Below are 24,284 nucleotides of genomic sequence, written 5' to 3'. Positions count from 1 at the left end.
GCCAGACTAGGCGGACGCGACAACGGTGCAAGACGTGGCAAAGAATCAGAAATCGAGGTAGATTTCAGCGCGGCGGTTGTGGCTGCGGCCTTCGGGATCGTCGGTGCCGTCGGATTTTTTGTTCGGGCTGAGCGGCTGGGCTTTGCCGAGGCCGGTGGTTTCCACCTGCTCGGCTGGCACGCCGAGGGCGGCGAGCTGCTTCTTCACCGACTCTGCGCGTCCACGTGAGAGACGGATGTTGTAGTCATCCTCGCCTTTTTCATCGGTGTGGCCGGCGATGCGGAGTTTTTTGGACGGGTCCGCCTTCATCAGGGCGGCGATGACTTCGAGCTGCTTCAGGGCGCGGGGGTGCAGTTCGGCGCGGTCGTATTCAAAGTAGAGGGCGAGAGATTCGCCGCCCTTGGGATTTTTCACGATGGGCGTGTAGGGCACGCCTAGCTTGGAGGCGCTTTTGGCGAAGGCACCGAGGATGTCTGAGAGATTGAGTCCCACGATTTTCCATGGCTGGGCGGTGTCCGCACGCTTGAGCTCCACGCCAAATTCGGTGTTCTGCTGGAGCGACTCCGACTGCACCTGGGCAATGACCCAGGAGACTTCGGGGTTGGCGATGGTCACGATGAGAGGCTTGGCCGGATTCAAAGAATACTGGCCTTCTTCAAAGACGATGCAGAGGCCGAGGAGGCGCTCGACCGGGACTTTTTTATCATCGACAAAAGCGCGTGCGGCATTGAAGTCGTGCTTCAGGAGGTGGCGGACAAAATCACTGGCGAAGGCCAGCGCGTCGGTGCCGTCTTCAACGGTGAAGAGCGGCTTCATGGAGGCTGCAACGACAGGGGCTGGGGGCGTTTTAGATGCCGGAGTGCCAGGTGTGGCTGCGGCTGCAGGAGCCGCAGCAGGGGAAGTGGCCGGCATGGCGGCGATGGCACTGCTCATGGCCTTGGGCAGGGTGGCTTTGGCGATTTTCCAGCCCATTTTTTCATCGCGCTCCAGATCGAGCTGGATGCGCACGGTTTCCTGCGAGCCAGCCATGACAAAGGGAAGGGTGATGCGGGTGCGATTCTCGACAAGGCCGAGCAGCTCCACCTGATCCTCCGCCGCAGGTTTGTAGCCCATGGAGGCGAGCTTTTCGAAGAGCTTGGCGGCGCTGTTTGACTGCTCCGCATCTGAGGCGGCTGCGAGCTTGCCAGCGGTGGCAAAATCTCCCGTGGTAAGACTGCGCACCAGCTGCCTGCCCAGATCCAGCGGGCGGGCGAAGGCAAAGGCCGGAGGTGCAGGCTTAGGAGACTCCGGAGGTTTTACCATGGGTGGCTTGGCAGGGACTGCGGCTGCAGCCGACTTGGCGGCCTCAGCGGCTGACCTGGCGGGTGAGTCGGTGGAGCCAGGAGCTTCGGCCACGGCGTCCTTTTGGGACTGAATTTTCTTCTTGGTAAAGAGGAAGAAAATGGCGGTGCTGAGCGCGAGTGCGCCCACGACGATGAGAACAGGCACAAGACTGCCGCCGTAAACGGATCGGGGAGGGGAGGAGCGGGGCGGTATTTGCATGGCCGGGAGAAAGATGTCCTATAATAGCAGCAAAGATGCCACCACGGCTAGAGATGAATCAAGGGCTATTATCTGCCGTGGCCTGCTCAGCGTTTCTCGTCAGTAGCGTTCGTTGTCTGGCCGTTGCGCATTTTGGCTTTCAGGCGTGACCAGAAGTCATCATCCTGTTTGGAATCGTCCTTGGCGGAGCCAGAGCTGCCTTTGAAGGCGGGCACATCCACACTGGCGGCGCTTGAGCCATCACTGTTGGTGTCCGCCAGCGCCCGACCGTAGGGGGCGAAATTGTTCACCGGCACGGAGTATTTCTGCATGCTTGAAGGCAGGACGCGACGTGCGTTGATAAAGGCCGTCGGGCTGTAGTAGTTGGAAGAATCACGGGCAAACGAGGAGCGGTTCATGCCGATCTGAAGATTCTTGCGCACTTCAAGGTGCAAATGCACCGGGTACATGCCGTTGTTGCCGCCCATGGTGCCGACGAGCTGGCCTTTTTCGACGAGGTCATGGAGCTTGACCTTGCGCTCATGCAGGTGGCCGTAGAGCGAATCCACCATGGCGACTTTGCCATCAGCCTCGCGGAAAATGTGGCGTACCAAGATGCAGTTACCCCAGCCAACACCGATGTTTTGTGACAAAATCACCACGCCACGGCCAATGGAATAAATCGGCTCCCCGAGATCGGTGTCCCCGCCGCCGCGGCCGTTCCAGTCTTCACCCAGATGACCGTTGGGCCAGTAGCCGCGTGCTTTGTAAAAGCCGTCAGCGTCCGGCTTGCCCACAGGAAAATCAAAGCCATCCGCCAGGCGCACGCGAATCGTGGAGCCGGACTGGGCGGCGGCAGGCACCGTCAGGAGCAGCGCGGCGCAGGCACACATCAGCGCGTGCCACCACGAAAAACGGGGGGCGGACAACGAGATGGGAGAATGGGAGGCACTGGCTGGCATGCCGAAGGGATGGAGATGGTAGTCGAAATCGTTGCAAAGGCCAGCCTGAAAACCATTGCGGTGGAAGAGAACGGCGGCTTGCTGCGAATTATCAGGTTCAATGCATTCAGTGAAGTTGCAAACTGCGCCACCCGCCTGATTGTTCCAAGCTCTTTACCACCACCCCCTTTTTCCATACCCGCCATGCCCGACTGGCTTGCGATTATTCTCCTCGGCATCATTGAAGGTGTCACCGAATTCCTTCCCATCTCCTCCACAGGGCACCTTCTCATCCCGCAAAATCTGCACTGGCTGCCGCAGAAAAGCGACTTGTTCAATGTGGTGATCCAGAGCGGTGCGGTGCTGGCGGTGCTGGCGGTTTTCACCCAGCGGCTGAAACATCTGGCCACCACGCTGGGGGATGCCACCACACGGACTTATCTGGCGAAGCTGTTTGTGTCTTTTTTCATCACCGCCGTCGGTGGATTGATCATCAAGAAATTAGACATCAAGCTGCCGGAAACGATTCCGCCGGTGGCGTGGGCCACGTTGATTGGCGGTTTCATCATCCTGGCTTTGGAATTTTTGCACAAAGACAAGGCGGGTACGGCGGACATCACTTGGGCGGTTGTCGTGGCCGTGGCGCTGGCGCAGCTGCTGGCGGCGGTGTTTCCAGGGACCTCGCGTTCGGGGGCCAGCATTCTGATGGCGCTGGCTTTTGGCGTTTCACGGCCTGCCGCCACGGAGTTTTCCTTCCTTTTGGGTATTCCTACTCTGATGGCGGCCGGGGCGTTTAAAATCCTCTCCGTGATCAAGGACGGCAAGGCAGGTGATGAAGACTGGGGCATGGTGGTTCTCGGCACGGTGGTTTCAGCCGTCTCCGCCTTCATCGTGGTGAAGTGGCTCATTCGTTTTGTTCAGGGGCACACGTTCAACGGTTTTGCCTGGTATCGCATCGCGCTTGGCAGTGCGCTGCTGATCTGGGTTTATAATGGGGGAGGACACTGATCATGCTCGCGCTCGCCCGGGGCTGGTTTCGCCGTTCGGTGTTCAAAACCATCCGCTTTCTCAAACATCCGCGCAAGCTGAGGCAAAGCCCGGCCCGGCGGTGGTTTGCACGGCACTTTCTCGACAAGCGCGTGTGGAAGCCCACGCAGCACACGCTTTCCGGCGGCATGGCGGTGGGGATGTTCATCACCCTGCAACTGCTGCCGATCCAGATGCCGACGGCCGTCATTCTGTCCGCGATTTTCCGGGTGAACATCCCCATTGCCATCGCCATGTGCTGGGTGAGCAATCCATTCACCGTGCCGTTCATGGCGTGGCTGGAATATGCCATCGGGAAATGGGTGCTGGCGCTGTACACCACGGTGCCCACCTCACCGTTTCCCAAGCATCTGCCGGAGTCCATGGTGGATGCCTGGATCGTGCTCAAGGAGCATGCGCCGGTCATGCTGATGGGGGGCATCATCCTCGGGGCAGTGGTGTCCCTCGTCAGCTACATCGCCACCTGGAGCTGCTGGGAAATTGGATTGCGCATGGAGATGGCAAAAAAATTGCGGGACGTGAAAGCGGCCGCTGTTTGAAGCATCCATGGGCGAATGAACCTCTTTTTTGCGTGTCGTCAGGCACGAAAAACCTTGTTCCCGCGCATGCTTTGCGTTCTGATCAGGCCATTCATACTCAAAAAATGACCGAAGCTGAACGCAGGATCATCGCCGCCCAGGGCTACGTGGAGCTGGGTCTCTTTGACGAGGCTCGGGTGGAATTGTCACCACTGCCGGCGGAAATGCACAACCGGGTGGATGTGATCGAGATCACGCTGCTCTGCCTCATGGGCGGACACCGGTGGGAAGAGGCCCTGACACTGGCCACCAAGCTCTGCTCCCAGGAACCGATGGAGCCCGGAGGCTTCATCCATGCGGCTTTCTGCCTGCATGAACTCGGGCGCACTGCCGAGGCGGTGGACGTGCTTTCGCGCGGCCCCGCCACTCTGCGAGCCAAACCGGTCTATTATTATAACATGGGCTGCTACAACGCCTGCCTCGGACATCTGGACAAATCTCTCTCCTATCTGAAGCGGGCTTTTGAGATGGACGGTGAACTGCGCCAGCATGCCAGAAGAGACCGCGATCTCGACTGTTTGCGGGCGCAACTAGAGTCCCACCACGCATGAGTTCCCCTGTCAGTTCCGCAAATCTTGAGGCAGTACGTGCCTGGTTCGAAGAGAGCTTCCGCACCCGCTGGGAGATGGGGGCTTCGGTTTCCATCTGGCAGCATGGGCAGGAGGTGCTGAACCTTGCGCATGGTCATCGTGACCGGGCACATACCCGGGAGTGGGACCGCGACACTCTCGTTCCTGTGTGGTCCGCCACCAAAGGCCCTGCCGCCGTGTGCTGCCTGCTGGCGCTGGAGGAGGCGGGCATCCCGCTGGAATGTCCTGTGGCGGAGGTGTGGCCCGAATTTGTCGGCGGTGGAAAGTCGAACATCGCCTTCATTCATCTGCTGTCCCATACAGCCGGCTTGTGCGCGCTGGATGAACGTGCGCCGATCTACAATTACGACGCCGTGGTCGAGGCCCTCGAACGCCAGCGGCCCTTGTGGGAGCCCGGCACGCGGCAGGGCTACCACGCACGCACCTTCGGCTTCCTGCTGGATGAAATCGTGCGCCGTCTCACGGAGGCGGAATCGCTCGGTGAATACTATCGTGAGGTTTTTGGCAGCCCGATGGCGCTCGATTTCTGGATCGGGCTCCCCAGTGCGCAGTGGGACCGCGTCTCGCCGGTCTATCCGGGGAAGATCAGCATTGCCAACAGTGACCAGCCTTTCATCAAAGCTTTCAATACAGCGGGCACACTCACGCAGCGCACGTTCACCTCGCCCTTTGGCCTGAACGCCGTCAGCGATTTCAATCAGAGCGAAATGTGGTCGCGCGGCTACGCGAGCATGGGCGGCGTGGGCAGTGCGCAGGGACTTGCCAAATTTTACGCCATGCTGGCTCAGGGCGGGGTTTGGAACGGCGTGCAGATTGTGCCGGAAACGGTGGTGCGCCGCTTTGAGCAGACGCTCACGCAGGAGGTGGATTCTGTGCTGCTCACTCCAATTGCCTTCTCCACGGGCATGATGCAGGACCCCTTGAACGAGGACCCTGAGTCTGATGGCGGCAAGCTGCGCCAGCATTATGGCCCAAGCCGCCGCGCCTACGGCCACCCCGGTGCGGGGGGGAGTCTTGCCTTTGCGGATCCTGAGAACGGCATCAGCTTTGGCTACACGATGAACCAGATGGAAATCGGTGCACTGCCTGGTGAGCGAGCCCTCGGGCTGGTGCGGGCGCTTTACGGCGGCTGATCATTCGGAGACGTCGTGTTTTCCTTCCTGGATCACGATGTCCTTCATGCCGCTGCCGGTGATTTTGTTGGCCTTCACTCTCTGGGCCTCTCCTGACAGGATGATGCCGTTCTTGCCGGAAGCGTTGATTTCATTTTGCGCGACTGTGTTGCCCTTGGTGCCGGTGGCGATCTGAACGGCGTTGCCCCGGGTACGTTCAAAGACGTTTTGCACGATCAGATTTCCTTCGTTCAGCCCCGGCAGCTTGCACCAGCGCCAGAGGTTGATGCCGGTGGCGCATTCGAGGAATTCGTTGCCCGCGACGAGGCAGTCGTTGGCATCATTCAACTCCACCCCGAGGAGGCAGCGGGCGATGTGGTTGTGCGTGGCGATGGACTTCACGGTGAAGTGATCAAAATCGATCGCCTCATCAGAGGTGTCACGAATGGTGCAGCCGTCGATTTCGGCTGCTTCCACGGAGTACAAGGCGATGCCGCGTCCGTGGCAGTTCTGGATGAAGCAGCGGGAGATGCCGAGCTTCTTCACCTTCGGTCCTGTGGGGCCTTTTTCGTAGCTGTAGGCACCTGAGGCGAACACGGCGCAGAGCTGTGCATGACCGCGAATGGGTGGATCGCCATCCACGCGACCACCATCCAGTGTGAGTTTTTCAATGAGCACGTTTTCGCTGGCTCCGCGAATTTCGATGAGGTTCGGTGCATCCTCGTGGCGAATCAGGGTGCCGTCTGGAACGGGGAATTTGAGTGCAGACTCGAGCTGGATGGTCTCCTTCTCGACGGCTTTCACGATGGCAAGATGGTAGGGCTTGGGCTTTTTGGTGAAGCTGTCGAGCTCGCCATCTGCCTCGATCTTCAAACGCATGCCCGGCTTGAAGCCGCGCTGGGATTTCACCGGGATCGCCGTGGCGCCTGCCGCCGTGGTGCCCGCAGCCAGGGCATAGGCGACGGGCGGAAGTTGCAGCACGGTGTTCTCGGCATCGAGACCGACGATGCGGAGTTTCTTCGCGTCTTTTACGATGAGACCGCGCTCAATGAGATGCACGCCGGGTGGAATGACCACCTCGCCGCCGCCGGCTTTGATGGCCTCATTGATGAAGTGCTGGAGCTCCGTCTCCGGGAGCGCCCGTGCAGACTGGAGGGCGGCGAAAAACAGAACAAGCAGGGCGGTGAATTTCATGGCAAGGGAAAGACGGAGCGAGCAGGGTGAAACTCGCTTTATTTGCCTGATTTCATCTCATGAAGTTTCTATCCCGTCCCGGCTTTTATGCCATCCTCCTGCTCATTGCGGCGATGCTGCTGCTGACGCTGTGGCTGCAATGGAAGATCGATTCGCTGCCGAAGCAGAAAGCGAAACAAGAAACTGCTCCGGCAGCCGTTTCCCATCCACCATGAAGTCTCTCTTTCTTCTGCTCGCCCTGACGCTGACGGTGCAGGCACGCCAGCCCAATGTCATCTTCATCATGGCGGACGATCTTGGTCCCGGGGATCTGGGCTGTTACGGGCAGAAGATCATCAAGACGCCGAACATTGACCGCATGGCGGCCGAGGGCATGCGCTTCACCCAGCATTACTGCGGCAATGCGGTGTGCGCGCCGTCACGCTGTGTGCTGATGAGCGGCCTGCACCCTGGGCATGCTTTCATTCGCGACAACCGGCAGGCGGATGATGCCAAGGGGTTGCCTAAGCTGGGCAAACCCGAGCACGAAGGTCAGTTTCCCATTCCCGCTGACACGGTTCTTATTCCTGAAGTCCTGAAGCCGCTCGGATATACGACGGGTGGTTTTGGCAAGTGGGGCCTGGGTGGGCCGGGGTCCACCGGGGAGCCTCTGAAGCAGGGCTTTGACCGCTGGTTTGGCTACAACTGCCAGGGCGTGGCGCATAACTTTTATCCTACCTACCTGTGGGACAACGACCGCACCATCGAGCTCAAGAATCCGCCCTTCCCTTCGAACGACAAGCTCAGGGCTGATGAAGACCCGTCGAAGCCGGAGAGTTACCGGCGCTTCAAGGGCAGCGAGTACTCGGCTGATCTCATCGCGGAAGAGGCGCTGAAATTCGCCCGTGCCAACAAGGACAAGCCGTTCTTCCTCTACTGGCCCACGACCGTGCCGCACGTGGCGCTGCAGGTGCCGGATGATTCGCTGCAGGAATACCTCGGCAAATTTGATGACCCGCCCTATCCCGGTGGCAACGGCTACCTTCCGCATTTCAAGCCCAAGGCTGCGTATGCCGCGATGATCACGCGCATGGATCGTGAGATTGGGCGCATGCAGGCGCTCATCACGGAACTGGGCCTCGATAAGGACACGATCTTCGTCTTTGTCAGTGACAACGGCCCGGTGAGCGGTACGCACCAGGGACTCGCCGGTACGGACTGCGCTTTCTTCAACTCCAACGAAGGCCGGCGCGATGGCAAAGGCACGCTGTATGAAGGCGGCTTTCGTTCTCCCTGCGTGGTGCGCTGGCAGGGCAGGATCAAGGCCGGAACGACCAGCGACCGTATCACGGGTTTTGAGGACTGGATGCCCACGCTGCTCGACCTCGTGGGTGCCAAGGATCAAACGCCCCGCACCGACGGCATCAGCTTTGCTCCCACGCTGCTGGGCGAAAAACAGCCGGAGCGCGAGTTCCTCTACCGTGAATTCGCCAGCTACGGCGGCCAGCAGATCCTGCGCATGGGCGACTGGAAACTTGTGCGCCGAAATCTTGCCTCCAAAGGCAAGGGGAAGGCCAAAGCTGCCACCGTAACAGAAGAACTCTTTAACATTGCCACGGACCCTGCCGAGACCCACGATGTTGCAAATGACCATCCCGACCTCATCGTGAGGATGAAAACAATCATGGCAGGACAGCATCTGCCAAGTCGGGATTTTCCGATGAGGGTACTGGATCAGTGACAGCAGCTAGAGCAGGCGCTTGCGCTTGAAGTAGACGATGGGCAGGATCGCGGAGAGCACGATCATGATCATGACGAGGAGGAAGGCCCAGCCGTTGGTGGCGGCGGGCAGGCCGACGTTCATGCCGTAGATGCTGGCGATGAGGGTCGGCGGCATGAAGAGCACGCTGGCGACGGTGAAGATCTTGATGATCTGGTTCTGCTGGATGTTGATGAGGCCGAGGGTGGACTCCAGCAGGAAGGTCATTTCCTGGGTCTGCTGGTTGGTGTAGTCGTCCATGCTCTTGATGTCGCGCATGACGCTGCGGAACTGCGCGGCGAGGTCTCCGCGCATCCAGCTGGCGGCGTTGTTGAGGAAATACTGCAGCATGCGGCTGATGCTGAGGAGGCTCTCACGCACGTTGGCGACGAGGGCGCTGCGGCGGCCCAGCAGCTTGACGACATCGCTGAGGTCTTTTTCCATCGCGGCGTGCGCTTTGTGCGGATCGAGGCTGAAGATGTCGCGGCAGATTTTTTTCATGTCGCCTTCGACACCCTGCAGCGCATCGGCAATGCGGGCGACGATGAGCTCCAGCAGGAGGAGGAAAACGGCATCGCTGGTCAGGGGCAGGGTGCACTGGCGCTTCGCCTGATCTGCGAGTATGCGGAAGGACAGCGGATCGGCATAGCGCACGGTGGTGAGGCAGTCGGGCGCGATGACGAAGGAAATGGACGTGTTGTCAGGATCCGGATTGTCCAGTCCGACGGGCAGCCACGCGGTCATGTAGAGCGTGCCCTTCTCGGTGTAGAGTCGGCTGGATTCCTCGATCTCCTGCATTTCTTCACGCGTGGGGAGCTGGTATTCGAGCCATTTTTCCGCTTCCAGCTCCTCGGCACGGCCGGGGTTCAGCAAATCGAGGAAGACGAGATTATCCGGGAACGGATGTGTCTTTTCGTCATTCCAGTCGATGAGCTGTCCTTGCTGTGTGATGAGTCGTACCATGCGTGGGTGCGTGTGCGGGGGTAGCGTGAAGGGTAGTCGCGCAGGCACTGGGTGCCACAGCAAACTCACCCGGATGTGTGTCAGTAACGTGGCGTAGCGGGGTCGACCATGTCCGACCAGGCGTCAATGCCGCCGCTCATGCTCTGGGCACGGGCGAAGCCATGCTGCCGCAGAAACTGGGCGGCGCGGAGGCTGCGCATGCCGTGGTGGCAGTAGATGATGACGTGCTCCTGAGTGTCGGTGAACACCTGGGGCACCAGCTCACCGAAGCGGGAGAGAGGGACGAGCTGCGCGTGCGGCAGGTGGCAGATCTGCCATTCGCTTTCTTCGCGGCAGTCGATGAGCCGGAAGGTGCGCTCGCCGGGATGCTGCAGCAGATTGCTGACATCCGTAGGGTCGATTTCGAGCGGTGTTTCCGGTGTCATGATTTCAGCAGCAGCGAAGCATCAGGGACGAACCGTGACGGGGGTGCCTTTGGAGACGTTGTTGTAAAAAATGGCCGCCATGTGCGGAGGCATGCGGACGCACCCGTGGGAAGCGGCGTAGCCGGGGAGGAATCCCTCGTGCATGCCGATGCCGCCGACGAAGCGCATAAAGTGGTGCATTTTGGAGCCCTCGAACCGTGTGCCGGGAGGAGCCTTGTCCTTGGTGACGTCCACGTTGGCCTGGACGACGTTTCCTGCGCTGTCCACAAAGTCGCCGTAGAGATTGGATTTGTGCCACTGGTCCTTCTCGAAGATCTTGAAGTTGCCAGTTTTGGTGGCGTGCCGTTCGTCGCCAGTGGATAGAGCGGAGACACCCGCGAGCGCACCGCCTTTGTAAAAGTAGGCCTTCTGGTCGCTGATATCGATGATGATGCTGGGCGCGCCGGACATGCCGTCGCCATCCCAGTAGGAGTCCTGGTCGGCGTTGTACAGCGCGGAATGCGGGACGCTTGTGGTGGAGAAGGCTTCGAGGTACTGCGTCTGTCCACGCGAAGACGAACTCTGGCAGGAGGCCAGCAGAGCAAGTGCGGAAAGTAGAGCGAGGCGGACGGCTGGGGGGATTACCAATTGACTCATGCGTAAGTGTTACGTGTGCGCGGCTTGGGAAGCCGCGATTCATATGCCTTGCCGCAGCGCATCTGTCCAGCGTCAATCAATGCACGCCGTGATCGGCGAGGTAGCGTTCCGCTTCGAGGGCGGCGGCACAGCCCTGGCCCGCGGCGGTGATGGCCTGACGATAGACGTGGTCGGCCACGTCACCGGCGGCGAAGAGGCCTTCCGTTTTGGTGCGGGTGCCTTCGGTCTGCAGGATGTAGCCGCCTTCGTCGGTGTCGACGAGATCGCCGAGGAACTGGCCGTTCGGGACGTGGCCGATGGCGACGAAGACGCACTTCAGCTCCAGCTCGCTCTTTTCACCCGTAACGAGGTTTTCGAGGGTCACGGCGCGCATTTCGCCCTTCTCGTCGGTCAGGTATTCGCTGACTGTGGAGTTCCAGACCGGCTTGATCTTCGGATTGGCGAGGGCGCGGTCGGCCATGATTTTCGAGGCGCGCAACTCGTCGCGGCGATGAATCAAATAGACGGTGCTGGCGAATTTGGTGAGGAATCCGGCTTCTTCGCAGGCGCTGTCACCACCGCCGATGACGCAGACGGGGACGTTGCGGTAAAAGGCGCCGTCACAGGTGGCGCAGCTGGTCAGACCGCGACCGATCAGGGCCTTTTCGTTTGGCAGGCCGAGGTGCTTGGGGGAGGCACCGGTGGCAACGATCACTGTATGGGTCTCATAGACGGTGCCGCCATCGGTGTGCACTTCGAAGTGGCCTGCGGCGGTCTTTTTGACGCTGCTGACGAGGGCGTACTCGATGCGGGCGCCGAACTTCTCCGCCTGAGTCTGCATGTTCATCATCAGCTCCGGGCCCATGATGCCGTTCGGGAAGCCGGGGAAGTTTTCGACCTCCGTGGTCGTGGTGAGCTGGCCGCCGGGCATGTTGCCGGAGAGGATCAGGGGCTTCAAGTTCGCGCGGCCGGTGTAGATGGCTGCGGTGTATCCGGCGCAGCCGGTGCCGATGATGATGACGTTTTCCATGAGAAAGGGAGGTTGGGAGGGGAGGTAGAAAGGTCGCGGAAGATGGAAAGGCAAGGCGGGGGTGCAACCAACGCTTTTTACAGACTCGTTGTTGGAGTTTACCGCCTCCCGGCTTATTTCAAAAATAACAACGATGTCCAACCCCGCCACGGATGCCAAGGCCAGCCGCAAATCGCTGGCGACGCTGTTTTTCTGCACAGCGATGCCTATGGGAATGTGGAGCGTGCCGCTGGCGAACGTCTTCAATGCGCACGGCCGGGGGCATCTGGTGCCATGGGTGTTTGCAACGACGGCCCTCGCCGCGTTCATCTCGCCCCTGTTTGTGGGGGCGCTGGCGGATCAAAAGCACTCGCCGGTGCTGCTGCTGCGCTGGCTGACGGCGGCTACGAGCATCGCACTGCTGATCACCTGCGGTTCGCTGGAGTGGGGCTGGAGTGATGTGATGGTACTGATCTGTGCGCAGGTGCACACCTTGGTGGCCACGCCGGTGTGGAGCCTGACGAGCAGCATTGTTTTCTCCCAGTTGCACAACACCAAGCAGCAGTTTGGTCCGCTGCGGGCCTGCGCCACGGCAGGCTGGATGGTGGGATGCTGGGTCGTGAGCTTTGTGCTGCGGGCCGATGCCTCGCTGGTGGCGGGTGTTACCGCAGCGGGATTATGGCTGGTGGTGATGACGCTGACGTGGCGGCTGCCAATGATCCCACCCGGCGAGGTCGTGCAGCACCGCACTTGGAAACAGATCCTTGGCCTGGATGCCCTTGGGCTGCTTGTCCACCGCGATCACCGCGTCGTTTTCCTGACGGCGGCCTTGTACTGCATTCCGCTGGCGGCGTTTTATCCGTACACCTCGCGTCAGTTGCACGACCTGGGGGTGCAGCACATCTCCGCCGTCATATCGCTCGGGCAGACGACGGAGGTGCTGGTCATGCTGCTGCTGGCCGGAGTGATGGCGCGTTTTCGGCTGAAGTGGGTCTTCTTGTCCGGCATCGCGATTTGTGTGGTACGCTACACCTTCAATACGATCAACACGCTGCCCAGCGTGATGTTTGGCACCTTTCTGCACGGCTTTGCCTACACGCTCTACTTCATCACCACCCAGATCTATCTGGAGGAACGCATTGATCCGAAATGGCGGGTGCGCGCGCATGCGCTGCTGGCCATGCTCATGGGCGGCGTGGGCAATCTGATCGGTTACCTCGGCGGCGGCTGGTGGTATGCGGCCTGCACCAAGGGCACGATCACCAACTGGCCCCGTTTCTGGTGGGGTGAGACGGCGCTGACTGCGGCGGTGTGTGTGTTCTTTGCCGTGGCGTATCGAGGGCGGGGCAAGCAATGAGGGATGAACTTGAGAGCCGCCTCTTTTAAAAGGTATACCTCAGGACCTTAAGTTGTGCGTGATCCGCGAGCTTGATGTCGAGCCCATTCCTCGATATGCCGTCGCGAGCCCTGAATCCGTTTTTTGACTGGGTCAGCGTCAGGATCCATCCATCGTCTTTGCCAGGAGGCGCGGGAAGCATCTCTGCCATGCGGATCATGTCGCCCACAGTGGTGCCAGATGGGACATGATAAATGCCCGCCTTCCTGAACCTGCCTAGCACTGTGACGGTGAGGTTGCTTGCGGAAGGGCTGCCGTATTCCTTCGCGTGAAACGGAAAGTGAGAGGCCGTCGATCCACAACTGGCCAAGGAAAGCGCCAGACTCACAGTCAACGCCAGGCGGATGACTGTGAGAGAGTTCATTCCGGTGAAGAAAGCTAGGGCTACGCCAGACCAGCGCGCACGAGCAGAGCCATGGCATCGGGATCGCGGCCCATGAAGTTCTGGAAGAGCTTCGCGGGGTCTTCGGAGTTGCCTTTGCTGAGGATCGTGTCGCGGAACTCGCGGCCCACGGTGGGATTGAGCACGCCTTCCTGCTGGAAGCGGGTGAAGGCATCTGCGTCCAGCACTTCGGCCCACTTGTAGCTGTAGTAGCCGGCGGCATAACCGACGGGGCTGCTGAAGAGATGGCCGAAACGACGTGCCATGGTGGGCTGCTCGGTTTTGAGCTGCATGATGTAGCCTTTCAAAATGGAGCGCGCGAGCTTGTCGAGGTCCACGCCTTCATCGGTGGCGTGGTGCATGTGCAGTTCGAGGTCGAGCTTGCCGAAGGCGAGCTGGCGCATGATGTCGCTGGCGCTGCGGTAGTTCTTGGCGGCGAGCAGCTTTTTGAAGAGGCGCGCAGGGATCGTTTCGCCAGTTTCATGATGGCGGGCGAAGAGATCGAGGCTCTCACGCTCCCAGCAGAAGTTTTCCATGAGCTGCGAGGGCAACTCCACGAAGTCCCAGTAAACACTGACGCCGTTGAGCGAGGGGATCTCCACATTGCCGCAGAGCTGGTGCAGCAGATGTCCGAACTCATGGAAGACGGTGGTGACTTCATCATGCGTGAGCAGCGCAGGCTTGCCATCAACAGGCGGCGTCATGTTGCCGCAGATGAGGCCGAGGTGCAGGCGGCGGTCGCGCTCGCCGCTGGGTGGCACGCCCATTCGGAGATAATTCATCCAGGCACCGCCGCGCTTGGAGTCACGCGGATGCCAGTCGGCATAGAAGGAGCCGATGTGGACGCCCTTCTCATTGCGCACTTCGTAAAATTTCACCTCGGGGTGCCAGACCTCCACAGGGCCTGCTTTGCCGGGCTGGGGGCTGACATTGGCTGGAGCTTCCTTTCCGGGCTCGACGTACACGACCTCGCGGCTGGTGATGCGAAGGTCGAACACTTTTTCGGCCAGCTGGAACATGCCGTTGAGCACCTTGTCGATGGGGAAGAAGGGGCGCAGCTCTTCCTCATCAAAATCGTACTTCGATTTGCGCTGGCGTTCGCTCCAGAAGGAGACTTCCCAGGGCTCGAACAGATCGACGGCCTGGTGGGCGTTGTCGGCGCGGAATTCCTGCAGCTCGATGGTTTCACGCTGGAAGGCCTCATGCACGCGCTCGTAGAGGTCCGTGATGAAACGGAGGGCGCTCTGGCCGTTCTTGGCCATGCGATGGTTCAGCACATGATCGGCGAAGTTCGCCTTGCCCATGATCTGTGCCTTCTCATGACGCAGGCGCAGGATCTTCCAGACGAGCTCGGTGTTGTCGTGTTCGCCGCCGCGGCCAATGCTGCAGGAGCCTTCCCAGACCTGACGGCGGATGCCTTCGTCTTCGAGGTATTCCATGACAGGAATCATCGAGGGGGCCTTCAGAGTGAAGCGATAGACGGGCTTCTCAGGCGTGCCGAGGTTTTTGGCCAGCGCATCCGCCTTGGCGGCTTCGATGGCGGTCTGTGGCAGGCCCTTGAGACGATCCACGTCTTCGATGAGCAGCTCCCACTTGTTCGTGGAATCGAGCACGTTCTCGGAATACTTCTGCGTGTGCTTGGAGAGCTCGGCTTCGATTTCCTCCATGCGCTTCTTCTTGTCCGGCGGCAGATCGGCACCAGCCTCGATGAAGCTTTCCATGGCTTCCTGCAGGGCGCGTTTGCGCACGGGCGTGAGCTGCTTGGCCTCGTCGGTCTTGCTGTAAGTGACAAAGAGGTCCCAGAGATGCTCGTTGAGCGGGATCTTGGCGAAGAAGGAGCTGACTTCCGACAGCATCTTGTTGTGCGCCTCACGCAGGGCGGGGGAGTTGCACAGCGAATCGAGATGGGTGACCAGGCCCCAGGCTTCATTCAGTTCGCGGGTGCATTCGTCGAGCCCGAGCACGACGGAGTCAAAGTTCATCAGCTTGCCGCGGTCCTGATCGATGACGGCATCCAGATTCGCCTGCGCTTTTTCAAGGGCGGCGCGGATGTCGGCTTCGATGTGTTCGGGGGTCAGGGTGGACCAGCGGATGTGAAAGTCCTGGGTGAGGAAAGGGGCTGCCATGGTTGGGGCTTTTTTTTCGCGGGCGTTTGGGGAGGCGGAGTATGGAGTGGATGCGAGGGCCTGCAAATAAGATTGGCATTCAGAAATTGGCTTAAAATGCCGCGAGAATTGACAAAGCCTCCGTGCTTCACAACATGCGCGCACTGTGTCTGATACCACTCCTCTTCGCCGTACTCCTCTACACGCCGTGCATGTGGAAATGGGGGCCCGCATGGTGCCCTTTGCCGGCTGGGACATGCCGGTGCAGTACACCGGCATCGTCGATGAACACAAAGCCGTGCGCCAGAGCGTCGGCGTGTTTGATATTTCCCACATGGGCCAGTTCATCGTGAGCGGCCCCGGTGCCGAGGCTTTTCTGAACCGGGTGCTGACCAACAACATCACCAAGCTGCAGCCCGGCCAGGGGCAGTACACTCTGCTGCTGAACGGACTCGGTGGCGTGATTGATGACCTGATCGCCTACCGCACCAGCGAGCGTGAATTTTACCTCGTCGTGAATGCTTCGCGCATTGATGCGGACTGGGCGCATCTGGAAACCCAGCTCAATAAAGATGATGAGGTGATGATGGCCAACGCGAGTGATTTCACCGCAGGTCTGGCCATTCAGGGACCCAAGGCCCGTGAAGTGGCGGCAGCGGTCTTTGGCAGTTCCTCATCCTTTCCTGAGCACAACACCATCCTCGTCTCCATGACCAGTGAAGGGCCGATGTGGCTGTGCGGCACTGGCTACACCGGGGAGGAAGGCTTTGAGTTTTTCATGCCCATGGAGACGGCGGAGACGTGGTTCCGCAAAATCGTGGATGCCGTGAAGGCAGCTGGTGGCATGCCCTGCGGTCTCGGGGCCCGGGACACGCTGCGGCTTGAGATGGGTTATCCCCTCAATGGCAATGATCTTTCTGAACAGCGCACGCCGCTGCAGGCCGGACTCGGCTTCTTTGTGGATCTGGACAAAGGCGACTTCACAGGTCGTGAAGCGCTGGTAGCGCAAAAAGCCGCCGGACTGCCCGACAAGCTGGCCGCCTTCCGCATGACGGGCGCGGCTCCGCCACCACGGCCGCATTATCCGGTGGCATTCGCAGGTGAGATCATCGGCGAGGTATGCAGCGGCACACAGTCTCCCAGCCTCGGAGCCGGCATCGGCATGGCCTACGTGCCGCTGAGCGCCGCCACGATCGGCAGCACGCTGGAAATCGAAATCCGCGGGCGGCGTTTCCCGGCGGAAGTGGTGAAGAAGCCGTTTTATCGCAAGCCCTCCCTTTAATATTCCCAAACAGACATCCCCATGAGCAACGTCCCCGAAAACCTCCGCTACCGTGACTCCCACGAATGGATCGATCCCACCCAAAGCCCGTCTCCGGTCGGAATCACGGATCATGCGCAGGCGGAACTGACGGACGTGGTCTTTGTGGACCCTCCCAAGGTGGGCACCCAGGTCACTGCGGGGCAGCAGGTGTGCGTGATCGAATCTGTCAAAGCGGCGAGTGATATTTATGCTCCAGTGTCTGGAGAAATCGTGGCCGTCAATGAGGCGCTGACCGGCGACCCGGGTCTTCTCAATCGTGATCCTTATGCCGGTGGCTGGATTTTCAAAATCCAGTCCTCCAATCTTGCGGAGTTTGAGGCATTGATGGACGCCGCCACCTACGGCAAACACATTGCCTGAACCCTGTGTGGTTTTGAGCGGTTGACGCGCTATTTTTTGGCTGCAAAAAGTGACGGATTCGTTACTCGTCACGGAGTTTAGTCCCATGCCTCCCGAAGCATCCTCTTCCATCGCCACCGTCCCAGCCGGCTTTCAGCTCAAGCCGATTGACGCCTATCACCGCCGTCATCGCACCTTTCCGGCCAACGGCTGGGTGGAGCGCATCACCAATCGTCTGCAGGACGTTGTCGAGGCGGTCATTGCGCATTGTTCCATTCACGGTGATCCGCCGATCTATGACTCGCGGCACTTCCCTTGGGTCAAGGGTATTGAGGCAGACTGGCAGAAGGTTCGTGCCGAAGTCGACTCAGTGATGAAATACCGCGATGCGATGCCCAGCTTTCAGGACATCGTGAAGGAGGTCGGCATGATCCAGGGCGATGACCAGTGGAAGACGTTCTTTCTCAAAGGGGTCGGCATGGACTGCGAGGAAAACGCCCGCCACTGCCCGGAGACCATGAAAGTGCTGGCCCAGATCCCCGGCTGCACGACCGGCTTCTTCTCCATCCTTTCTCCGAACAAACACATCCCTGAGCACCGGGGCCCCTTCGCGGGTGTGCTGCGCATGCATCTCGGGCTGATGGTGCCGGAGCCGCGCCACCAGTGTCGCATTCGCATCGCCGATCAGGTCTATGCCTGGCAGGAGGGCAGCGCGATCATCTTTGATGACACTTACAATCACGAAGTCTGGAACGACACCGACGGCTATCGCGTGGTGCTGTTCGTGGATTTCGAGCGTCCGCTGCGGGCGCCGTTCAATTTCCTCAATCACTTGATCTTGAATCTGGCCTCGCTGGCACCGTTTTTGCGCGAAGCGAAGGGCAAGCAGAAGGCCTCCGAGAAAAAATTCTGGGCCTTGTTTGGCAAGTGACACAGGCCCTCGGCTAGATACCGTGGCGGCCTCCTCAAACCGCTCCGATTTCGATGCCTACAAACTTTTCCCGCCGTCACATTGGTCCCTCCGCCGCCGAGGCGGAGAGCATGCTGCAAACGCTCGGCTTCAAAACGCTCGATGAGCTCATCGACCAGGTGGTGCCGGAAGGCATTCGCGTGCGCGAGCCGCTCAATCTGGCACCCCCGCTGACCGAGGAACAGGCGCTGCGCCGCATGCGGCAGATCATGGGACTGAACAAGGTCATGCGCTCGTTCATCGGGCTCGGCTTCCATGACACCTTCACACCGCCGGTCATTCAGCGGAACATCCTCGAAAATCCCGGCTGGTACACAGCCTACACGCCTTATCAGGCGGAGATCGCGCAGGGCCGTCTTGAGGCATTGATCAATTTTCAGACGATGATCCGCGACCTCACGGCGCTGGATGTGGCGAACGCCTCGCTGCTCGATGAAGGCACCGCGTGTGCTGAGGCATTGGGCCTGGCCGTGGCTCAGGTGGCTGGCGCATCACGCGTGTTTGTCTCCGACCAATGCCACCCGCACAACATCGAGGTGGTGCGCACGCGCATGGATGCGCTGGGAATCCGCGTGGAGGTGGGGGATGTGTTGAAATGGAAGCATGATGGCACCAAGGGACTGGCCGCCGTCCTCGTGCAATATCCTGACACGCTGGGGGTCATTCATGATTTTGCCGAACTGGCGAACGAGACTCATGAGGCGGGAGCTTTGCTCGTCGTCAGTGCTGATCTGCTGGCGCTCACAGTGTTGAGGCCACCGGGTGAATTCGGAGCGGACATCTGCGTGGGCAACAGCCAGCGCTTTGGTGTGCCGCTGGGTTTTGGAGGCCCGCATGCTGCCTTCATGGCCGTGCGTGATGCGTTGAAGCGCCGGCTGCCCGGTCGCTTGATCGGTGTTTCCAAGGATGCCTCCGGCAGGCCTGCGTATCGCCTTTCTCTGCAAACACGTGAGCAGCACATTCGCCGCGAGAAAGCCACCAGCAACATCTGCACCGCGCAGGTGCTGCTTGCCGTGATGGCTTCCATGTATGCCGTGTATCACGGGCCGCAGGGACTCAAGACCATTGCGCATCGTGTGCATGGTGCGGCGGTCTGGCTGGCAGGCGAGCTGCTGCGTGCGGGCCTGGATGTGCTGAGTGACGACTTCTTTGACACGCTGAGCGTACGCGTGCCGAACGCTGACGATCTGCTCAAGCGCGCGCTGATCTTTGGAATCAATCTGCGCAAGATCGACGCCACCACGGTGGGGGTCGCTTTGGATGAGCGCGTGCGGGAAGAAGAGCTGCTCAACCTGCTCACGGCCTTTGGCATTTCCAAGGCGCAGCAGCCGCCGGTGCTCGATAATGAAAATCCGCTGCACTGCTCCGCGCGGCACCACCGCAAGTCCGCGTTTCTGACGCATCCGGTGTTCAATTCCTACCACTCCGAGACGGAGATGATGCGCTATCTGCACCGTCTGGAGTCGAAGGACATCGCGCTGAACCGCAGCATGATTCCGCTGGGCTCCTGCACGATGAAGCTGAACGCTGCGGCGGAGATGATGCCACTGAGCTGGCCGGAAGTGAACGGCCTGCACCCCTTCGCGCCGCATGATCAGACCGAGGGCTATCGCTCGATGTTCAGTGACCTCGAAGGCTGGCTGGCTGAATGCACCGGCTTTGATGCGGTGTCGTTGCAGCCGAATGCGGGGTCTCAGGGCGAATATGCCGGCCTGCTGGCGATCAAACGCTTCCACGCCGCGCGTGGCGAGGATCACCGCGATATCTGCCTCATCCCCACCTCGGCGCATGGCACGAACCCGGCCAGCGCGGTGATGAGCGGATTCAAAGTGGTGCCGGTGACCTGTGACAATCAGGGCAACATTTCGGTCGATGATTTGAAGGCGAAACTGGAGGCGAACAAAGACAAGGTGGCTGCGCTGATGGTCACGTATCCTTCAACTCATGGCGTGTTTGAAGAGTCCATTGTCGAAATCTGCCGACTGGTGCATGACCATGGCGGACAGGTGTACATGGACGGCGCCAACATGAATGCGCAGGTAGGACTGACCTCGCCGGGGCGCATCGGCGCGGATGTGTGCCACTTAAATCTGCACAAGACTTTCTGCATTCCGCATGGCGGTGGCGGGCCGGGCGTCGGGCCCATCGCGGTGGCCGCGCATCTGCGTGCGCATCTGCCGGGGCATCACACATGGCAGGCGGACCGCCGTGCAGGAGCGGTTTGCTCCGCTCCCTGGGGCAGCGCCAGCATCTGCACGATCTCCTGGATGTACATCGCCATGATGGGGCCGCGCCTTGTCGATGCCACCAAGTACGCCATCCTCAATGCGAACTATGTCGCCAGAAAGTTGGAGGCGAATTTCCCCACGCTTTACAAAGGCTCCAAGGGCTTCGTCGCGCACGAGTGCATCCTCGACTTCAGTCATTTCCACAAGGTCACCGTGGAAGATGTGGCGAAGCGGTTGATGGATTTTGGTTATCATGCGCCGACGATGAGCTGGCCTGTTTCCGGCACGCTCATGATCGAACCCACGGAGAGCGAGAGCCAGGCCGAGATCGACCGCTTCTGCGAGGCGATGCAGTGCATCCACGCGGAAATGATCGGCGTCGAAAGCAGCACGTATCATCCCACGGACAACACGCTCAAGCAGGCCCCGCACACCGCCGCCGCTGTGACGAAGAGCGACTGGCCGCACGCCTACACGCGTGAAGCCGCCGCCTTCCCGCTGCCGTGGGTGCAGGAGTCCAAGTACTGGCCGCCGGTCTCGCGCATCGACAACGTGTATGGCGACCGCCACCTCGTCTGCACCTGTGTGAGCGTGGAAGAAGCGGCTGCAAGTTGAGGACTTCTCATGCGTTTCACGGCGCATGAAATTCCATCTGGCCGTCCTAGCTGCTCTCGTCTTCGCTGCCGGCATCCGTGCTGCGGATGCGCCGCGTCCGAACATCCTTTTCATCATCTTTGATGACTGGGGCTGGCAGCATGCTGGCGCCTATGGCTGTGACTGGGTGAAGACGCCGAACTTTGACCGCGTGGCGAAGGAAGGAGTGCTGTTTAAGAACGCCTTCACCTCCAATCCGAAGTGCAGTCCGTGCCGCGCTACGATCCTCACGGGACGTAATTCCTGGCAGCTGGAGGAGGCGGTTTGTCATGGCGGCATCTTCCCTCCGAAGTTTGCCGTATATCCCGACCTGCTGGAAAAAGGTGGCTACACCGTGGGCCTCACTGGCAAGGGCTGGGGGCCGGGCGAGTTCAAACTGGAAGGTCGCACGCGCAATCCCGCCGGGCCGGCGTTTGATGAGTTCAAGCAGGAAGTGCCGGCGAAGGGCATCACGACCACGGACTACCCGCGCAATTTCGCGGCCTTTCTGGATAAGCGAAACAAAGCGCAACCCTTCTGTTTCTGGATGGGATTCAAGGAACCGCACCGCTCTTATGAGCTCGATTCCGGTGTTCGTTTGGGCAAGAAACTCGAGGACGTGAAGGTGCCTGGCTACCTGCCGGACAACGCCACGGTGCGTGGTGATCTGGCTGACTACGCGATCGAGGTGGAATGGGGCGACAAGCAGATCGGACAGACGCTTGAGATGCTGGAGCAGTCCGGTCTGCTGGAGGACACGCTGGTAATCGTGACTTCGGATCATGGCATGCCGTTTCCACGGGTGAAGGGGCAGATCTATGAGGACGGGTATCATCTGCCGCTGGCCATGCGCTGGGGGAAGGGGATCAAGCCGGGGCGTGTCGTCGAAGATTTTATCAACGTGCGCGATCTTGCGCCGACCTATCTCGAACTGGCCGGACTGCCGAAGCATGAGCAGATGAGCGGCAGCAGTTTGGTGAACATCCTGCGCAGTGAGAAGAGCGGCTTTGTGGAAGACCGCAAAGTCATGCTGGCTGGCAAGGAGCGCCATGATCTGGGGCGTCCGAACGACTGGGGCTATCCTGTGCGCGCCATCCGCACGCCGGAGTTTTTCTACAGTCACAACTACCACCCGGAGCGCTGGCCCGCGTGCAATCCGGAAACCGGCTACGGCAACTGCGATGATGGCCCGACCAAATCCTGGATCGTGGAAAATAAGGGGTTCTTCTATGATCTCGCGTTTAACTACCGCCCGGAGGAAGAGCTTTATAACATTGCCCAAGATCCTGAATGTCTGAAGAACCTGGCCAACGTGCCCGAGTTCGCCGCGAAGAAGCAGGAACTGCGGGCGAAGCTGGAGGCCACCCTCAAGGAAGAGAAAGACCCGCGCGTGCTGGGCAATGGAGCGATTTTTGACACCTACAAGTACCTCGGCAACCGCAGCAAGAAAGGCTACGCGGAGTGGGAGGCCCGCCAGCGTGGCGTGCCGCTGCCTGAAGCGCCGAAGAAGAAGGGCAAGAAGGACGCAGACGAGTGAGGCACGATGAACTCGACTTTGGTGCGTTTGCGGCGATAACAGCCGCATGCGCTTCCTGACTTTGCTCCTGCTGTTTGTTTCCTGCGGTCTGACTCTTCATGCTGCTGACAAGGCGGCGACGCCAGACGCGCTGGTCGCGGAGCTCTACAAGTCGGAGAAGAAAAAGGCGTCACCGTTTTTCCAAGACAAGGACCGGGCGCTGGTGGACCACTACTTCACGAAAGAACTCGGCGATCTCCTCTGGAAGGACACCATCGACTCCAAAGGTGAAGTCGGCGCGCTTGATGGCGATCCGCTCTACGACGCCCAGGACATGGAGATCAAAAATTTCGTGATCCACCCGGCGAAGACGGAAGAGGGCAAGGCCACCGTCCTGGTGACCTTTGTGAACTTTGAAGAGCAGAAGCGCATCACCTTCCACTGCGTGCAGCAGGGCGGCGCATGGAAGATCAGCGACATCCAGTACGCGGACTATGCGCTGCTGAAGCTCCTCAAGGACAGCGTTGCGAAGTAAGAGCGCTGCCAGCTTATTTGGCGTCGCCTTCTTTTGGTGCTTCCGGCGGACGGCGGAACTTGCTGCCACTTTCCGTGCTGGGGCCAGCAGCACCGGGGAACCCGCCTGATTTGCCCTTGCGCTCCTGCATGGCTTTCATGGCGGCAGCTTTTTCGTCGGGATCGAGGACGCCGTTCTTGTTGGCGTCAAATTTTTGCAGAAGCATCGCCTGCATCGGGCCACCGCCTTTCGTGGGTTCGCCGGGGGAGCCGCCTTTGGGGCCGCCGCCACGGCGTTCCTGCATGGCTTTCATGGCGGCAGCTTTTTCATCGGGATCGAGCGTGCCGTTTTTATTGGCGTCAAACTTCTGCAGCAGCATCTCCTTGATCTTCTCGCGGCCCGGGCCGCCGGTGCCTGCGGCATCGGGGCGTTGTTTCGGGGCGTCTTCGGCATGGGTCAGAGAGAAGCTGACGGTGAGGGCGAGCAGAAAGGAAGGCAGGATTTTCATGGCGCAGTGGTGGGTGCATGCGGTTCAACACCGGAGCCGGGGAATAAGTTTCGCGGCATCTTTCCACGTACACCCGGCTTGCCCTTTTCGCTGAAGCCCTTACTCTCACGGCGGGTCGGTCGGAGTGATCGCTGGTATTTTTGCTGCAAGGCGGAGATGCCAGAGGAAAGTCCGGACACCACAGGGCAGCATGCCACATGAAAGTGTGGGGGCTGCGGTGCAAGCCGCAGTCACAGACAGTATCACAGAAAACAAACCGCCCTCCGTAGTTCGCAAGAGCGAAAGGGGGTAAGGGTGAAACGGCGGGGTAAGAGCCCACCGCCCCAACCGCGAGGAAGGGGGCACGACAAACCTCATGCGGTGCAAGACAGAACAGGAGAAAGGCCCGCCTGGCCGCAAGTCCCGCAAGGGATGGATACCTCCGGGTAATAGTCGCTCCACTGCGCAAGCGGGGGCAGGCTGAGCGATCAGCCTGACAGATAAATGATCACAGCCAGGTGTCGAAGGGCATCGGGGACACAGAATCCGGCTTATGAGGGCCGATCCACAATGAAGGCGTCGGGAGAAATCCCGGCGCCTTCGCCTTTGGTGACACAGGAGCGCGGTGCTGCACAGGCGGTTTCAAAACCTGTCAGA

22 protein-coding genes and 1 other RNA gene are annotated in these 24,284 nt (G+C 60.1%); 14 read left to right on the top strand and 9 right to left on the bottom strand.

Translation table 11 applies throughout. The annotated features are described in order from the left end of the window. Window positions 1-45 precede the first annotated feature (45 nt). Together AC24GY_RS22545 and AC24GY_RS22540 are read right to left on the bottom strand one after the other, a co-directional pair. Window positions 46-1,542: an OmpA family protein gene (locus AC24GY_RS22545; protein WP_487687483.1), complete on the bottom strand. Its 1,497-nt coding sequence runs from the start codon at window positions 1,540-1,542 to the stop codon at window positions 46-48. A gap of 86 nt (window positions 1,543-1,628) precedes the next feature. Further along, on the bottom strand, window positions 1,629-2,483 hold the full coding sequence (locus AC24GY_RS22540) for a M23 family metallopeptidase (RefSeq protein WP_422318406.1): 855 nt from the start codon (window positions 2,481-2,483) through the stop codon (window positions 1,629-1,631). Between the two features lie 183 nt (window positions 2,484-2,666). On the opposite strand from AC24GY_RS22540, the gene AC24GY_RS22535 reads away from it, so the two are divergent. The 4 genes from AC24GY_RS22535 (at window position 2,667) to AC24GY_RS22520 (ending at window position 5,810) form a co-directional block, all read left to right on the top strand. Then, the gene (locus AC24GY_RS22535) at window positions 2,667-3,470 is read left to right on the top strand and encodes an undecaprenyl-diphosphate phosphatase (protein ID WP_422318404.1); all 804 of its coding nucleotides are present in this window, start codon (window positions 2,667-2,669) and stop codon (window positions 3,468-3,470) included. A gap of 2 nt (window positions 3,471-3,472) precedes the next feature. Continuing rightward, window positions 3,473-4,048: a DUF2062 domain-containing protein gene (locus AC24GY_RS22530; RefSeq protein ID WP_422318402.1), complete on the top strand. Its 576-nt coding sequence runs from the start codon at window positions 3,473-3,475 to the stop codon at window positions 4,046-4,048. A 104-nt stretch (window positions 4,049-4,152) separates the two neighbouring features. Then, complete coding sequence (locus AC24GY_RS22525; RefSeq protein WP_422318400.1) at window positions 4,153-4,638, top strand: TPR end-of-group domain-containing protein; 486 nt, start codon at window positions 4,153-4,155, stop codon at window positions 4,636-4,638. Then, the gene (locus AC24GY_RS22520) at window positions 4,635-5,810 is read left to right on the top strand and encodes a serine hydrolase domain-containing protein (protein WP_487687478.1); all 1,176 of its coding nucleotides are present in this window, start codon (window positions 4,635-4,637) and stop codon (window positions 5,808-5,810) included. The genes AC24GY_RS22525 and AC24GY_RS22520 overlap by 4 nt, the downstream gene beginning before the upstream one ends. On the opposite strand, the gene AC24GY_RS22515 is transcribed toward AC24GY_RS22520, so the two are convergent. After that, a complete protein-coding gene (locus AC24GY_RS22515; RefSeq protein WP_487687476.1) occupies window positions 5,811-6,983 on the bottom strand; it encodes a right-handed parallel beta-helix repeat-containing protein in 1,173 nt (390 codons plus the stop codon). 59 nt (window positions 6,984-7,042) lie between these two features. Here AC24GY_RS22515 and AC24GY_RS22510 point away from each other — a divergent pair, with 59 nt between their 5' ends. Continuing rightward, window positions 7,043-7,198: a hypothetical protein gene (locus AC24GY_RS22510; protein WP_487687473.1), complete on the top strand. Its 156-nt coding sequence runs from the start codon at window positions 7,043-7,045 to the stop codon at window positions 7,196-7,198. Next, the gene (locus tag AC24GY_RS22505) at window positions 7,195-8,703 is read left to right on the top strand and encodes an arylsulfatase (protein ID WP_487687470.1); all 1,509 of its coding nucleotides are present in this window, start codon (window positions 7,195-7,197) and stop codon (window positions 8,701-8,703) included. The genes AC24GY_RS22510 and AC24GY_RS22505 overlap by 4 nt, the downstream gene beginning before the upstream one ends. A gap of 6 nt (window positions 8,704-8,709) precedes the next feature. On the opposite strand, the gene AC24GY_RS22500 is transcribed toward AC24GY_RS22505, so the two are convergent. From AC24GY_RS22500 to trxB, 4 genes are all read right to left on the bottom strand, one after another. Beyond that, window positions 8,710-9,684 carry a magnesium transporter CorA family protein gene (locus AC24GY_RS22500; protein WP_422318388.1) on the bottom strand — a complete coding sequence of 325 codons (975 nt, stop codon included), beginning with the start codon at window positions 9,682-9,684 and terminating at the stop codon, window positions 8,710-8,712. Between the two features lie 80 nt (window positions 9,685-9,764). Then, entirely contained in the window at window positions 9,765-10,109 is a 345-nt protein-coding gene (locus tag AC24GY_RS22495) for a rhodanese-like domain-containing protein (RefSeq protein ID WP_422318386.1), read from the bottom strand. 21 nt (window positions 10,110-10,130) lie between these two features. Next, window positions 10,131-10,745 carry a L,D-transpeptidase gene (locus AC24GY_RS22490; protein WP_422318384.1) on the bottom strand — a complete coding sequence of 205 codons (615 nt, stop codon included), beginning with the start codon at window positions 10,743-10,745 and terminating at the stop codon, window positions 10,131-10,133. Between the two features lie 76 nt (window positions 10,746-10,821). Then, entirely contained in the window at window positions 10,822-11,754 is a 933-nt protein-coding gene (gene trxB, locus AC24GY_RS22485; RefSeq protein ID WP_487687465.1) for a thioredoxin-disulfide reductase, read from the bottom strand. A 133-nt stretch (window positions 11,755-11,887) separates the two neighbouring features. On the opposite strand from trxB, the gene AC24GY_RS22480 reads away from it, so the two are divergent. Further along, entirely contained in the window at window positions 11,888-13,090 is a 1,203-nt protein-coding gene (locus tag AC24GY_RS22480; RefSeq protein ID WP_487687462.1) for an MFS transporter, read from the top strand. Between the two features lie 423 nt (window positions 13,091-13,513). Here AC24GY_RS22480 and AC24GY_RS22475 read toward each other — a convergent pair whose 3' ends face one another. Further along, window positions 13,514-15,637 (bottom strand): M3 family metallopeptidase, encoded by a 2,124-nt coding sequence (locus AC24GY_RS22475; RefSeq protein WP_487687458.1) that lies wholly within the window; start codon window positions 15,635-15,637, stop codon window positions 13,514-13,516. Window positions 15,638-15,782: 145 nt separating this feature from the next. Between AC24GY_RS22475 and gcvT the strand changes: the two genes are divergently transcribed. The 6 genes from gcvT to AC24GY_RS22445 all read left to right on the top strand — a co-directional run bounded on the left by gcvT (window position 15,783) and on the right by AC24GY_RS22445 (window position 23,161). Continuing rightward, entirely contained in the window at window positions 15,783-16,898 is a 1,116-nt protein-coding gene (gene gcvT, locus AC24GY_RS22470; RefSeq protein ID WP_487687456.1) for a glycine cleavage system aminomethyltransferase GcvT, read from the top strand. 21 nt (window positions 16,899-16,919) lie between these two features. Next, the gene (gene gcvH, locus AC24GY_RS22465; RefSeq protein WP_422318373.1) at window positions 16,920-17,300 is read left to right on the top strand and encodes a glycine cleavage system protein GcvH; all 381 of its coding nucleotides are present in this window, start codon (window positions 16,920-16,922) and stop codon (window positions 17,298-17,300) included. Between the two features lie 85 nt (window positions 17,301-17,385). Beyond that, the gene (locus AC24GY_RS22460; protein WP_422318371.1) at window positions 17,386-18,210 is read left to right on the top strand and encodes an aspartyl/asparaginyl beta-hydroxylase domain-containing protein; all 825 of its coding nucleotides are present in this window, start codon (window positions 17,386-17,388) and stop codon (window positions 18,208-18,210) included. A 53-nt stretch (window positions 18,211-18,263) separates the two neighbouring features. Then, window positions 18,264-21,092: an aminomethyl-transferring glycine dehydrogenase gene (gene gcvP / locus AC24GY_RS22455; RefSeq protein WP_487687453.1), complete on the top strand. Its 2,829-nt coding sequence runs from the start codon at window positions 18,264-18,266 to the stop codon at window positions 21,090-21,092. A 25-nt stretch (window positions 21,093-21,117) separates the two neighbouring features. Then, window positions 21,118-22,647 (top strand): sulfatase family protein, encoded by a 1,530-nt coding sequence (locus tag AC24GY_RS22450; protein ID WP_487687450.1) that lies wholly within the window; start codon window positions 21,118-21,120, stop codon window positions 22,645-22,647. A gap of 46 nt (window positions 22,648-22,693) precedes the next feature. Next, window positions 22,694-23,161 carry a DUF3828 domain-containing protein gene (locus AC24GY_RS22445; protein WP_487687448.1) on the top strand — a complete coding sequence of 156 codons (468 nt, stop codon included), beginning with the start codon at window positions 22,694-22,696 and terminating at the stop codon, window positions 23,159-23,161. 13 nt (window positions 23,162-23,174) lie between these two features. Here AC24GY_RS22445 and AC24GY_RS22440 read toward each other — a convergent pair whose 3' ends face one another. Then, window positions 23,175-23,648, bottom strand: a complete 474-nt coding sequence (locus AC24GY_RS22440; protein WP_487687445.1) for an EF-hand domain-containing protein — start codon at window positions 23,646-23,648, stop codon at window positions 23,175-23,177. 111 nt (window positions 23,649-23,759) lie between these two features. Here AC24GY_RS22440 and rnpB point away from each other — a divergent pair. Further along, window positions 23,760-24,199, top strand: an RNA gene (rnpB, locus tag AC24GY_RS22435) — RNase P RNA component class A. Window positions 24,200-24,284 lie beyond the last annotated feature (85 nt).

Source organism: Prosthecobacter sp. Pr1 (genome assembly GCF_057652315.1).
Note: the sequence above shows the minus strand (reverse complement) of the source record. Positions and strands in the feature narration are given on the sequence as shown.